The following is a 13025-nucleotide window of genomic DNA, read 5'->3' as shown; positions in this document are numbered from 1 at the left end:
GATTCCTCTTCAGTATAGGATGTGGTGAGAAAAAGGGAGGTTGAATAAATCACCAGGTCAAAAAAAGATATACCTTGTCGTGTGGGAACAGGTCATCGGGTTTAACAGATGATGAATCGGGAACAGTAGAGTCGTATGTTGATTTTCTTGAAGGAGGAATTGAGTATGTCGAAACATGTACTGATTGTCACAACGTCAGCAAATCAATTATCAAATGGTCATGCAACGGGATTATGGCTTGAAGAGTTTGCCGTTCCTTATTTATTGTTCGAAAAAGAAGGGTATAAAGTGACGGTCGCGAGTATCGAAGGTGGAGACGTGCCAATCGATGCGAATAGTTTAGAAGATGGTTTGTCAGAAGACATTCTCAATACACGGGAATTGCTCAAAGATACAGCCCGTCTCGATCAAGTCGCAGACGAGTCGTACGATGCAATCTTCTTACCGGGAGGTCACGGGACAGTTGTTGATTTCCCAGGAAATGAAACGTTACAACGTGTCATTCGCAACGTATACGAAAGTGGGAATATTGTCGGGGCAGTTTGTCACGGACCAATTGGATTGGTCAATGTGAAACTCAGCAACGACGAGCCACTCGTTAAAGATAAACAGGTGACAGGGTTCACCGATGCAGAAGAAAAAGAGATGCAGCTTGATTCTGCCGTCCCGTTCTTGCTTGAAACAGGACTACGCAATCAAGGCGGGCAGTTCAAGGGAGCTGACAACTGGGCGGTGAACGTGGCGGTTGACGAACGTCTCGTCACTGGTCAGAACCCTCAGTCTTCTGAAGCGGTCGGGAAAGAACTTGTTAAGCTACTCGGATAATCGTGTGAAGCAACTTCGAATGTCGAAGTTGCTTTTTAGTGTTTGGACATATGTCCTATTCAAGTCTTCTTTCTTTTCGTAAAGTCAGACGGAGAGAAAGGGGAATGACATGGGAATTTTATTTGCCATCTTATCAGGGACGTTCATCGCCCTTCAAGGAATCTTTAATGCAAAACTAGGAGATGCGGTAGGCGCATGGATGTCCGTCACCATCGTTCATTTTGTCGGACTTCTGTTGGCACTTGCGATTTACTTCTTCAAGCGAGATGCGGACATGACAGCCTTCAAGCGCGTACCTTGGTATTATAGTTTAGGAGGATTGTTCGGTGTATTCGTTGTCTTCGGCGAATTGACGGCGATTCAACAACTAGGGGTCACATGGGCAATCTGTGTATTGCTTGTGGCACAATTAGTAGGAGCCTTCATCATCGATTTGAATGGTTGGTTTGGTGTCAAACGGAAACCGATGAACACGGGACAGGTCATGGGACTCGTCTTGATGGTTGTTGGAATCGGAATCTATACATTTTCTTAAGGAGTTCACTTTACATGATGGATATTATGGATGCACTGAAACGATTGCAGTGGAATCATCTGTTTTCGAATGAAACGCTTGAGTCTTCGTCCGTGATGACATATGCGTCTGGGACCATGTTATGTTCGAACGATCAGCACATCGAATCTTTATTCGTCGTCCTTGAAGGGCGTGTCAAAATTTATACGCTCAGTGAAGAAGGGAAATTGCGATTGTTGCGTCTGAAGGCTGCTCCAACATTGATTGGAGATATCGAATATGCGAGCGGGCGCAATGTATTGCATACGGTTGAAGCGGTTGGTCCCGTAACATGTCTGCGCATCCCTTTCGAGGCGCTTCGAAGATATAATCGAACGGTCGAATTCACGGAGCATCTGTTACGAGGCGTGTCCGAAAAATTATTCATTGAGGCGAACGCCTCGTCGAATCATCTCATGTCGACTTTAGAAGAGCGCTTGGCCGGTTACTTGATTTCACTCAGTGAATCAGGGAATGAACTGTTTCAAGCGGAGATGAGTCAACTGAAGCGTAAAGAAGTCGCAGAGTGGCTAGGGACGAGTTATCGTCACTTGAACCGAACGTTGCAGGCATTCGTGGATGAAGGATTGGTCAAACGAACGAGAAAAGAAGTCATCATTTTAAATAGTGAGCGATTGAAAGAACGTGCGAACGGCATGTTTTATGAGTAAGGAGGGGTTATATGATTTTTGGTATCATCTGTTCGGCTGTGGCTGGGGCATTTATTAGCGTACAGGCGGCGGTCAACGCGAAAATGAACACAAATTTAGGGGCTTGGGCCACCACCGTATTGGTCTTTATCGTTGGTTTGGTCGGATCCATCATCCCGTTGTTATTATTTGGAGGAAACCTTGCTGGATTACGTGACTTGTCGCCGATCTATTGGCTTGGTGGTTTGCTTGGGGTCGGGGTCGTGTACTGTGTCATGCGCAGCATCCAGATTCTTGGACCCACGTTGTCTGTGTCACTCATTCTCGTGTCACAACTCATTTGGGCGTTAGTCGTCGATTTGTATGGCGCCTTCGGGATGCCTCAAATCACGTTATCGGCTGGACAAATTGTAGGGCTCACCATCTTGCTTGTCGGGGTCATTCTCTTTAAACAGTCTCAGACGGCGGCTATCGTCAAACAAGCTGTCAACGAAGCCACTTCTTGAGGAGTGGCTATTTTTCTGAGCAAAACGGGTACAGGTTGGTAACGATTTTTTGATAAAATGAAGCAGTATGGTTAAAACTTATCTGAGGTGATGAAAAAAGTGGATTCTTCCATAGTGATTGATTTGTTGATTGTTTTGTTTTTGATTGTGTTGAACGGGATTTTTGCGATGACAGAAATTGCGCTCATCTCATCGAAACCTGCAAAACTTGAGGTTGAAGCAAATCGAGGGAAACGAAGTGCAAAGATTGCACTTCATTATTCGAAAGACCCGACAGATTTGTTGTCGACCGTTCAAGTCGGAATCACATTGATTGGGATTATTAACGGGGCCTACGGGGGCGCACGCTTCTCGGCACCGCTCGCAACGGCGTTTGAACAAGCCGGGATGAGTACGCAATATGCCGGAACCGTTGCTTATGTGGCCGTCGTTACAATTATCACGTATCTATCCCTGATTATTGGTGAATTGGTCCCGAAACGGATCGCGCTCGTCTCGCCTGAGAAAGTCACGATGGCGATTATTCCTTCGCTCGATTTATTCAGTAAAGTGATGAAACCGTTCATTTGGATTTTATCGAAATCGACACTCTTTTTGTTCAAATTGTTAGGGTTGAAGGCGGAACAGACGAGTGGGGAGACTGAGCTCGAGATCAAACAACTCTTGTTTGAAGGCGCCCAGCAAGGGCAGTTCGCTCATGAAGAAGTTCGACAAGTCGAACGGGTCTTTGCGTTTCATGATCAATTGATTTATGAGCTCATGCAACCACGGACGACGCTCGAATGGGTCGACTTAGAAGATGACATGGACGATATGAAGAAATCGATTTATGAAAGTAAACATAACAAGTTACCGGTCGGGCGCGACTCGCTTGACGACTTTGTCGGGTACATCGACGTACGTGACATCTTGACGTTGCCGACACTGCGTGAGCCGTCACAAATTTTGAAGCGCATCAAACAGCCGCTCATCGTTCCAAAACAACGAGAGGCGAGCCAAGTGCTTCAAATGATGCAGAAAAATGGTGTCGAAATCGCCTTTGTTTTAGATGAATACGGCGGATTTCTTGGCATGGTCACCTTATTCGATATTTTGGAAGAAATCGTCGGAGAGGTGATGATTGAAGAGGATACACCGGAAGTGGTTCGTCGCGAGGACGGATCGTATTTGGCGGATGGGTTACTCGGAATCGAGGATTTGAAGCGAACGTTCGAGATTCGGGATGACCGATTCGACGAAGGGCGCAACTCCTATCATACGCTTGCAGGGCTCGTCATTTATGCGCTCGGTGATTTTCCGAAACGGGGCGATGTGGTCGAAGCGTACGGTCTTCGCTTTGAAGTCGTAGATATGGACGGAAAGCGTGTCGACCAAGTGCTTGTTTCAGAATTAAAAGAACCAATTACAGAAGAGGACTGATGCGATGCATCAGCCCTCTTCTTCGTGTGTCATCCACGTTCGTTGTAAAGCCCCTAACAAGACTTGGGCTGTGTGCAACATCGCTCGTTCATCCACGTCGAAGCGGGGATGATGATGCGGAAAGATTGCGGAGAGCTCGGGATTTCCTGCTCCTGTGAAGAAAAAGCTACCAGGAACGTGCTCGACATAATAAGCGAAATCTTCCCCGACCATAAGTGGTGCCATCTCAATGACACCGTCTGCACCAACGACCTCCACCGCACTCTCACGGACGAGTTCCGTTTCGGTCACATGATTCACGACAGCAGGATATCCTTTTATATACTCCAATTCATAATCAGCATCACTCGCCTCACAGACGGAACGGATGATCCGTTCCATATCGGAGATGATTTTTTCTTGTGTCTCTCGAGTGAATGTACGCACGGTGCCGGATAATTTGGCTTCTTCGGCAATGACGTTGAACGCTTGCCCGGAGTGGAGCGTACCGATGGTCAGTACGGCAGGTTCGAGCGGATCGATGCGCCGACTGACGACCTGTTGGAGATGATTTGCCACGTTCACGGCAACCATGAGGGCATCGACTGTATGTTGCGGAATCGCGCCATGTCCACCTTTTCCTGTAATGGTCAATTCAAAGCGATCTGCCGCAGCCATGACAGGACCTGTTTTCACGCCAATCGTTCCGAACGGAAGTGGCGTCCAAATGTGCGCACCGTATATATAATCCACGTTGTCGAGACAGCCGTCTTCAATCATCGGTTTGGCACCACCTGGAGCCAATTCTTCTGCGAACTGGTGAATCAACACGACGTCTCCTGGAAGGCTCATCTCAGTCAATACTTTCGCTAAAACGAGAAGTGTCGCCGTGTGGGCATCGTGTCCACACGCATGCATGACCCCGTTCACTTTTGAACGATACGGGACATCTTTCACATCTTGGATGGGAAGGGCGTCAAAATCGGCACGTAATGCGATGGTCGGACCGTCACCGCCTTTGATTCGACCGACGACCCCATTGCCGCCAACGTGCTCACGTACTTCAATCCCAAGTTCACGGAGATACGAGGCAATCATCTTTGGTGTTTCGACTTCTTGAAAAGACAGTTCAGGATATTGGTGAAAATGGCGTCTTAGGGACACCATTTCTTCGAACAACTCGGTCAAACGTACTTCGGCATGCGTGACGATCATTGCGAACACTCCTTTGTGGTTACCGTGTCAAGAAATGAATTCATTTACAAATTGTTATGAAAGTTAAGCTTATCTTATACGAGTAAAGGGAATTAATACAGGAGAAAATGAAGAAATGAGGTGCCAACATGGGGTGGATTATTGCGATTGTAGCGGTTGTCGTGCTTGTACTCATCTATTTTTCGATGTACAACGGGCTCGTCAAATATCGAAATTGGGTCGATGAGGCATGGGCTCAAATCGATGTACAGTTGAAGCGGCGGTATGATCTGATTCCGAACTTGGTCGAGACGGTGAAAGGCTATGCGAAACACGAACAAGAAACGCTTACAAAGGTCGTCGAACTGAGAAACCAGCTCGGAGAAAAGTCGAATCGTCAAGACCAGATGGCAGTGAACGATCAATTGAGTGGAGCACTGAAAAATCTCTTCGCGCTTCGTGAGGCGTACCCAGATTTGAAGGCGAATGAGAACTTCAAGATGTTGCAGGAAGAATTGACGCAGACAGAAAACAAAGTGGCGTATTCGCGCCAGCTCTATAATAATACGGTCATGAAATATAACACGAAAATCGAATCGGTCCCGACGAACATCATCGCTTCCGTCCATCATTTCGAAAAGCGCGATATGCTCGAGGCACGTGCCGAAGAGCGCGAGAACGTTCGCGTTTCGTTTTGATGAATCGAGGTGGCGCGTATGCTCCTCTATGAACAGATTCGAAAGAATAAAGTGAAGACGGTTTTCATCGTCACGGGGTTTGTCTTATTCGTTCTTCTCGTCGGAGCGGCGATTTCCTACGTCAACTATGGAGACGCGATGCCGGGGTTGATCTTCACACCGATTTTCTCGTTGTTTTACGTGGGAATCGTCATCATGTCGAGTACGAACATCGTCATGAAGATGAATCGGGCACAAGAGGTGACATCGGTGGAAGAGCACCGCTTTTTATGGCATACGGTCGAGAACATGGCGATGGTCGCACGAGTGCCGATGCCGCGTATCTTTATCATCAACGACCCATCGCCGAACGCTTTTGCGACGGGATTGAAACCGGAAAAGGCGGCCGTCGCTGTCACGACGGGACTGTTGGATCGATTATCGCGAGAAGAAGTAGAAGGTGTGATCGCGCATGAGGTCGCGCATATTAAGAATTATGATGTGCGGCTCTCGACGGTCACGCTCGCACTTGTCTCGGTGATTGCCATCATGAGCGATATCGGGTCGCGCATGCTGTTCTTCAGAAGTATCGGTGGAAGACGCGATCAAAACCAGAATCCAATTTTCATGATCATCGGACTCGTCCTGTTGGTATTGGCACCGCTCATCGCCATGCTCATCAATATGGCGATTTCCCGGAATCGCGAGTTTCTGGCAGATGCGAGTGGGGCGGAACTGACCCGAAACCCAGATGCGCTCGCCTCGGCGCTTGAGAAGATTGCCAACGTCGAGACACCCGTCGAGCAAGCGTCGAGTGCCTCGGCACCGCTTTACTTCTCCGATCCACTTAAGAAGAAGGTGAGTGGTCTATTCTCGACACACCCCGATCCAGTTGAACGCATTTCCCGACTTCGTCAAATGTAAGAAGAGCCTGTCCGGTTGCGGCAGGCTCTTTATGTTACACTGAACTGGGAAAATAAGGAGGTGGATGAGTTGGGTAAAAAGATATACATAGGTTTAGGCGGCGCTTTACTAGTCGCATTATTTTTATTTGGGCTAGGGCCATATATTGTACATACAGTACTTAAGGTTTTCATGTGGCTCACACAGTACATCTTACCGTGGATCTTCCTCTACTATTTCATTCAATTTTATAAACAATATACAGCCAAACAAGAAAAGCCACCTGAATGAGGTGGCTTTCGACGTTTATCCGGCGCGGTGGCTACGGATTTTTTCAATCTCATCTAGGACGAACTGAACGTTTGTGCCGACAATGACTTGAATATGGTTTGGACTGACGACTTTGATTCCCGGAATACCGGCTTTTTTGATTTGATCTTGGTTGACCGTATCCATGTCTTTGACATCGACGCGTAGGCGTGTGATGCACGACTCGATGCCTGTGACGTTGCTGTCACCGCCAAGACCGTCATAAATCATATGTGCCATTGCTGAGTATTCGCTACCTGAAGCTGATGCGACCGGAGCGACTTTCGCTTCACCGTCTGCCGTCTCACTTGCAACCGCATCGACGACTTCATCTGGTTCACGGCCTGGCGTCGCCAAGTTGAGCTTCACAATCATAAAGCGGAAGATGACGTAATAAATGACTGCGAACACGAGACCTTGAACGATGAGCATGTACGGTTGGTTCGCAAGCGGCAAGCGTGAGCTCAAGATAAAGTCGACCAAGCCTGCGCTGAATCCAAAGCCAGCTGTCCATTGGAACGTTGCTGCAACGAAGAGCGAAATTCCTGTAAGGACTGCGTGTACAAGGTAAAGAACAGGAGCGAGGAACATGAATGAGAACTCGAGCGGTTCTGTTACACCTGTGAAGAATGAAGCGAATGCCGCTGCGAGAAGAAGTGAAGCGGCTTGTTTTTTCCGTTTCGTTTTCGCTGTGTGGTACATCGCGAGTGCTGCGGCCGGGAGACCGAACATCATGATTGGGAAGTAACCTGCTTGGTACATCCCCGTTACACCTTTTTCACCTTGACCTGACCAGAAGTTTCCGATGTCGTTGATTCCTGCGACGTCGAACCAGAATACAGAGTTGAGGGCGTGGTGAAGGCCGGTTGGAATCAAGAGGCGGTTAAAGAATCCGTAAAGTCCGGCACCGAATGCGCCAAGTTTTGAAATCGATTCACCGAAACCGACGAGACCTGTATAGACGACCGGCCAGATGAAGTAAAGAGCGACCGATACAAGAATCATCGAGAAGGCTGTCATGATTGGTACGAGACGCTTCCCACTAAAGAAGGCGAGAGCATCTGGCAATTTGACTTGACTGAAGCGGTTATACATGGAAGCGGCGACGAGACCGGATAGAATCCCGACAAAAGCATTCCCAATCTTACCGAATGCCGGGTTGACGGCTTCTACGTCGATTCCTTGGAACAATGCTACCGTTCCTGCTGAGAGAAGCGTTGTGACCGTCAAGAAGGCAACGAGTCCACTTAGTGCTGCTGAACCGTCACGGTTCTTAGCCATTCCGAGCGCGACCCCGACTGCGAACAGAATTGGGATGTTATCAATAATAGCGGCCCCTGCCTTAATTAAGAATGCAGCGGCAATGTTTTCAGATCCCCAGCCGACTGGGTCAATCCAATAACCAATCCCCATGAGAATGGCAGCAGCCGGTAGTACGGCGACCGGTAACATGAGGGAACGTCCGAGACGTTGGAAAAAGTTCATCATTGTTGATTTCCTCCTTTTTGATGGTGTTGATCTTGTAGACGTTGGATGTGAAGCGTGATATAACCAAGTTCTGACTCGGGCAAGACGATGCCATAGGTCTCTTCCATTTCTTTTGCGACATCTGATGCACACGCATAGGCAGACGTGAACTTCGTCTGAATCATGCGGAGCATGTCTTCATCAATCGTATGATGATCGTAATGGTTGACCCGATCCATGACGAACCGTAAATGAGTTAATAATCGTTGGTAGGATAAGTCATCTTCTTCAATGGATACATCGAGTCGTCGTGAAATCGATTGAATCATGTCGCGGACAATTGTTGTCTGTTTGACCGTCTTGCGTAAATCACCTCCTTTCACTTTCATCGTATGAATATGAAGCGCGATGAACGCAGCTTCGTCTTTCGGCATTTGGACGTTGAGCTTTTCAGCGATATGCTCAATCGCCCATAGTCCAATCTCATATTCATTCCGATAGAGGATTTTAATCTCGTTCAACAGTTTGTTGCGTAATGAGATGCCATCCATTTCCCGCTCGATGGCGAACGAGATGTGGTCGGTCAAGACAATGTGGATATGTTCGTTGAACGATGTCTCGAGACGTTTTTCCGCATAAGAGATAATGTCCTCGGAAACGGTGAAGTGTTCAACGGGAATCCGGCTCAATAACTGTTGGAACTTGTCATTCTCTGGCATGATGAACAACTTTTCGATTTTATGGGGATTGACGATGTCGTTCTTCGCTTTTTTAAACGCGACGCCAGGGCCAATCGCAATCTTTTCTTCACCCTCGTCTGAGACGATGACCGCATTGTTGTTTAGAATCTTTTTGATTTTAATCATGTGTCCTCCTTATTCCGGAGTCACGCTTCCACTCGGGCGACAATCGTCTTGCCCGGAACAGCTTCCTTCGTGAACGTGAAGGCGTAATGATGGGCAAGTGCGCCACCATTCGTCACGACCATTGGCGTGACCGTGTCCTTACCAGCTTGATGAATTTGCGCCAAGTCTGCTGTGAGTAACAGCTGTCCCGTCTTGACGTGGTCGCCCACATCTACTTGAAGATCAAACGGTCGACCTTCGAGTTCAACGGTATCGAGTCCGACGTGTATCAAAATCTCAGCCCCATCCTCGGTCCGAATGCCGATGGCGTGCTTTGTTGGAGCGATTTGTACAATCTCTCCATCAGCCGGTGAGACGACGGCACCGTCTGTTGGTGTGATGGCAATGCCATCGCCCATCATTTTTTCACTAAAGACCGGGTCCGCAACTTGTTCGAGTGGAATGACGTCTCCTTCCATTGGTGAGTGCAGTGTCGGTTTGTGTCGATTCATTAACTTATTCCATAGCATGTCTACTACATCCTTTCTTGAAACAAAACACCGAAAAACAAAACAGGCATGGAGTATAGACGGGTGGCATGCACCGTACGTCTTACCCCATGCCTGATCGAATCAGTCACATGTGATCACTATTCGTTTCTTCACGTTCAACATAACATGTGTTGGTTTGAGACACAAGTCTTTTTTTGAAAGCGTTCTCTAAAATTTTACAAGGGAACGAATCTATTGTATAGTAAGGGCGAATCTAAGTAAGAAAGGTGTTGCATGTTGATGAGTGAGGTTGTATCTGCCTAACGAACTGAAAAATGTCGGATGACACGTCTTTTTGTCATGCCGTCATGTTCCGTTACAGATACCGCCCATCAAAAACTGCCAGACACCCGTCTGTCTTTTTGCGTTGGTCGTCATCGACCGACGCTTTTTTGTTTGCGCGGTATCTCGATTCTATCATTTGAGGAGAGAGAAACATGAACGAACAAACATTTGAAAAATTACAATACAACGAATTGATGATGAAAGTAGAACGCTTCTGCATCAGCGGATTCGGGAGACGATTACTCAGACAGCAACGCCCAACGAGCCACATTACGACGGTGAAGAAGCGCCTGCAAGAAACATCCGAAGCCCGAGCGATTTTAGATGCGACGTCACACGTCCCGTTCATCGGTGTGTCTGACATGGAGACCATTATCGGAAAACTGCAACGAGGCATCCAACTCGAGGCAACAGAGCTTGAAGCGGTCGCCGAGTTTTTACGAGGGGCACGCAAACTCAAGCGATTCATGCTCGAGCATGAATTCTTTGCACCGCTTCTTTCGGCTTATGCTTCAGGAATGGGCGAATGGCGGACGTTAGAAGAAGACATCACACAATCGATTCGAGCCGGACAGGTCGTCGATGAAGCATCAAAAGAGTTGAAGCGGATTCGGAAGCAAGTCGACATTTTAGAAGGACGAATCGAGGAACGATTGAACAAGTTCTTAAAGAGCGCCGCCAATCGCGAGATGATCCAAGACGGATTCGTCACGAAAAAACAGGATCGCTTCACCATCCCAATCAAAGCTTCCTATAAGCATAAAGTGGCAGGGACGATTGTGGATACATCGAATCGTGGGACGACGGTCTTTATCGAACCGGAAGCGATCGCGAAGTTAAACGCTGAACTTGTCGTCAAGCGTACAGAAGAAGCGGTAGAGGTGTATCAAGTGCTAGCGACGTTGACGGGAGCGGTGACAGAAGTCCTTCCTGACATCGAATCGACGCTCGATGTCATCGCCCAGTACGATATGGTCTTCGCAAAAGGGAAGTACAGTCAGTCGATTGACGGGGTGACACCACACGTCAATGCGAGCGGTCGCATCCGATTGAAGCAAGTACGTCATCCACTTTTAGAAAGCGCTGTGCCACTTGATTTTGCCATCGGTACAGACTATCGTGGCTTGATCATCACCGGACCGAACGCCGGAGGGAAGACGGTCGTCTTGAAAACGATTGGACTCCTTAGTCTCATGACGATGACGGGACTGCATATTCCAGCTCACACCGATACGATCATTTCGACATTCGATGAGGTGTTCGTCGATATCGGAGATAATCAAGACTTGGAATCGGCACTCAGTACGTTCTCTGCACACATGTACAATGTGGCGAATATCATGCGGACCGCTGGAAAACGATCGCTCTTGTTATTCGATGAGATTGGGAGCGGGACGGAACCGAACGAAGGAGCCGCTCTTGCAATTGCCATCTTAGAAGCGGCATATAAACGGGGCGCGATTGTTGTGGCGTCGACGCATTACGGAGAAATCAAATCGTATTCTGAAGCGCACCCGGATTTCATGAACGCTGCGATGCAGTTTGACCCAGAAACGCTTGAACCGAAATACAGACTGCTCATGGGACAGTCTGGCGATAGCAACGCCCTCTTTATCGCCCGTAAGATGAAGTTACCGGAATCGATTCTGAAACAGGCATCCCGTTACATGAACGAGAAAACATATGATATTACGAAAGTCGATGATTCTAAAATTGTGCGAGAAGTGGAAATGGTACCACTTGAAGAGGAAGAGCACTTTGAAACAGGTGACCGTGTCCGCTTGTTAGAGACGAATCAAGTCGGTCTTGTCTATTCGTTTGATGCATCGCGTCGACATGTCCGCGTGTTCGTAGATGCGGAATATGTAGAGTTGCCGAGCCGCCGCGTTCGTCTTGAGGCACGCGCGACAGAGCTCTATCCGGCTGACTATGATTTAGATACGTTGTTCACGACGTATCAGGAACGTAAGGAAGCTCACGACTTTGCAAGAGGATCGAAAAAAGCGTTACGACGAGTGGAGAAAGAGATTCGGGAAAGGAAGAAACAAGAGCACTCTAAACGTAAATGAATGTAGCATACGGTGAAAGGGTAAGAGCACATAAAGAGAAATCTTAATGTGGGAGGGGCTTATGTGTTCGAGTTAAGTTTTTGGTTTGCACTCGGTTTTGCCGTGATTCACTTTTTTTCAGGAAAACTCATTCACGTGCGTGAAGTGCCGAGAAGCCGTTTTTTATCAGTGGCTGGAGGGATTGCCGTTGCTTATGTATTTCTTCATCTGTTGCCAGAGTTAAATGAATATCAACGCGAACTTGAAGGAGAGATTAGAAATAACGTCTTTGCTTCCCTCGAGAACCATATCTTAATCATCAGTATGTTAGGACTGGCTGTCTTTTATGGGCTCGAACGATTTGCAACGGCCAATAAGCGTAAACAAAAACCGTATGTGTTTTGGATTCACATTGGTTCATTCACGTTATATACGTTTAGCATCGGATATGTGCTCGCAGAAAGTGAATTTCAGTCCAATGGGACGATGTTTCTTTATTTTTTAGCGCTTGGCATACACTTTGTCACGGTCGATCAAGGATTGCGTCAGCACCATCAGCAACTTTATGATCGACAAGGGCGCATCTTCTTAGCGCTTGCTGTACTCATAGGGTGGGCAGTTGGTACCTTTGCGGAAGTGAATGATCTCGGTTTATCGATTGTTGTCGCCTTTTTAGCAGGTGGCGTCATCTTGAACGTCATGAAAGAAGAATTGCCTGCTGAGCGAGAGAGTAGTTTTGGTGCATTTTTGATTGGTTTATTAAGTTATGCGCTGTTATTGCTCGTCATATGAAAAAGGCAACCACCGCGAGTGG

The 13025-nt window shown here is 47.6% G+C and carries 13 protein-coding genes; 9 read left to right on the top strand and 4 right to left on the bottom strand.

The window, feature by feature from the left end; genetic code table 11:
* The first annotated feature begins 165 nt into the window (after positions 1-165).
* From ACFO4U_RS11800 to ACFO4U_RS11780, 5 genes are all read left to right on the top strand, one after another.
* Entirely contained in the window at positions 166-825 is a 660-nt protein-coding gene (locus ACFO4U_RS11800; RefSeq protein WP_031424259.1) for a type 1 glutamine amidotransferase domain-containing protein, read from the top strand.
* A 109-nt stretch (positions 826-934) separates the two neighbouring features.
* On the top strand, positions 935-1360 hold the full coding sequence (locus ACFO4U_RS11795) for a DMT family transporter (RefSeq protein ID WP_015880345.1): 426 nt from the start codon (positions 935-937) through the stop codon (positions 1358-1360).
* 14 nt (positions 1361-1374) lie between these two features.
* Positions 1375-2049, top strand: a complete 675-nt coding sequence (locus ACFO4U_RS11790) for a Crp/Fnr family transcriptional regulator (RefSeq protein ID WP_215244233.1) — start codon at positions 1375-1377, stop codon at positions 2047-2049.
* 11 nt (positions 2050-2060) lie between these two features.
* Positions 2061-2534 carry a DMT family transporter gene (locus ACFO4U_RS11785; protein WP_215244234.1) on the top strand — a complete coding sequence of 158 codons (474 nt, stop codon included), beginning with the start codon at positions 2061-2063 and terminating at the stop codon, positions 2532-2534.
* Between the two features lie 90 nt (positions 2535-2624).
* Positions 2625-3953: a hemolysin family protein gene (locus tag ACFO4U_RS11780; protein WP_215244235.1), complete on the top strand. Its 1329-nt coding sequence runs from the start codon at positions 2625-2627 to the stop codon at positions 3951-3953.
* A gap of 9 nt (positions 3954-3962) precedes the next feature.
* Here ACFO4U_RS11780 and ACFO4U_RS11775 read toward each other — a convergent pair whose 3' ends face one another.
* Positions 3963-5147, bottom strand: a complete 1185-nt coding sequence (locus tag ACFO4U_RS11775; RefSeq protein ID WP_215244236.1) for an amidohydrolase — start codon at positions 5145-5147, stop codon at positions 3963-3965.
* 128 nt (positions 5148-5275) lie between these two features.
* Here ACFO4U_RS11775 and ACFO4U_RS11770 point away from each other — a divergent pair, with 128 nt between their 5' ends.
* Positions 5276-5824: a LemA family protein gene (locus tag ACFO4U_RS11770; RefSeq protein WP_074035096.1), complete on the top strand. Its 549-nt coding sequence runs from the start codon at positions 5276-5278 to the stop codon at positions 5822-5824.
* 18 nt (positions 5825-5842) lie between these two features.
* On the top strand, positions 5843-6727 hold the full coding sequence (gene htpX / locus ACFO4U_RS11765) for a zinc metalloprotease HtpX (protein WP_215244237.1): 885 nt from the start codon (positions 5843-5845) through the stop codon (positions 6725-6727).
* Between the two features lie 285 nt (positions 6728-7012).
* On the opposite strand, the gene nagE is transcribed toward htpX, so the two are convergent.
* From nagE to ACFO4U_RS11750, 3 genes are read right to left on the bottom strand one after another with little or no spacing between them, the layout of a single operon-like run.
* A complete protein-coding gene (gene nagE / locus ACFO4U_RS11760; RefSeq protein WP_015880354.1) occupies positions 7013-8503 on the bottom strand; it encodes an N-acetylglucosamine-specific PTS transporter subunit IIBC in 1491 nt (496 codons plus the stop codon).
* On the bottom strand, positions 8500-9348 hold the full coding sequence (locus ACFO4U_RS11755; protein ID WP_015880355.1) for a PRD domain-containing protein: 849 nt from the start codon (positions 9346-9348) through the stop codon (positions 8500-8502). The genes nagE and ACFO4U_RS11755 overlap by 4 nt, the downstream gene beginning before the upstream one ends.
* Positions 9349-9368: 20 nt before the next feature.
* Positions 9369-9857, bottom strand: a complete 489-nt coding sequence (locus ACFO4U_RS11750; protein ID WP_015880356.1) for a PTS sugar transporter subunit IIA — start codon at positions 9855-9857, stop codon at positions 9369-9371.
* A gap of 458 nt (positions 9858-10315) precedes the next feature.
* Here ACFO4U_RS11750 and ACFO4U_RS11745 point away from each other — a divergent pair, with 458 nt between their 5' ends.
* Positions 10316-12232: an endonuclease MutS2 gene (locus ACFO4U_RS11745; RefSeq protein ID WP_215244238.1), complete on the top strand. Its 1917-nt coding sequence runs from the start codon at positions 10316-10318 to the stop codon at positions 12230-12232.
* A 63-nt stretch (positions 12233-12295) separates the two neighbouring features.
* Entirely contained in the window at positions 12296-13003 is a 708-nt protein-coding gene (locus ACFO4U_RS11740; protein ID WP_214685029.1) for a hypothetical protein, read from the top strand.
* Positions 13004-13025 lie beyond the last annotated feature (22 nt).

Source organism: Exiguobacterium profundum (assembly GCF_042652865.1).
Lineage (GTDB): Bacteria > Bacillota > Bacilli > Exiguobacteriales > Exiguobacteriaceae > Exiguobacterium > Exiguobacterium profundum.
The sequence above is the reverse complement of the archived record's forward strand: the minus strand, read 5'-3'. Positions and strand labels throughout refer to the sequence as shown.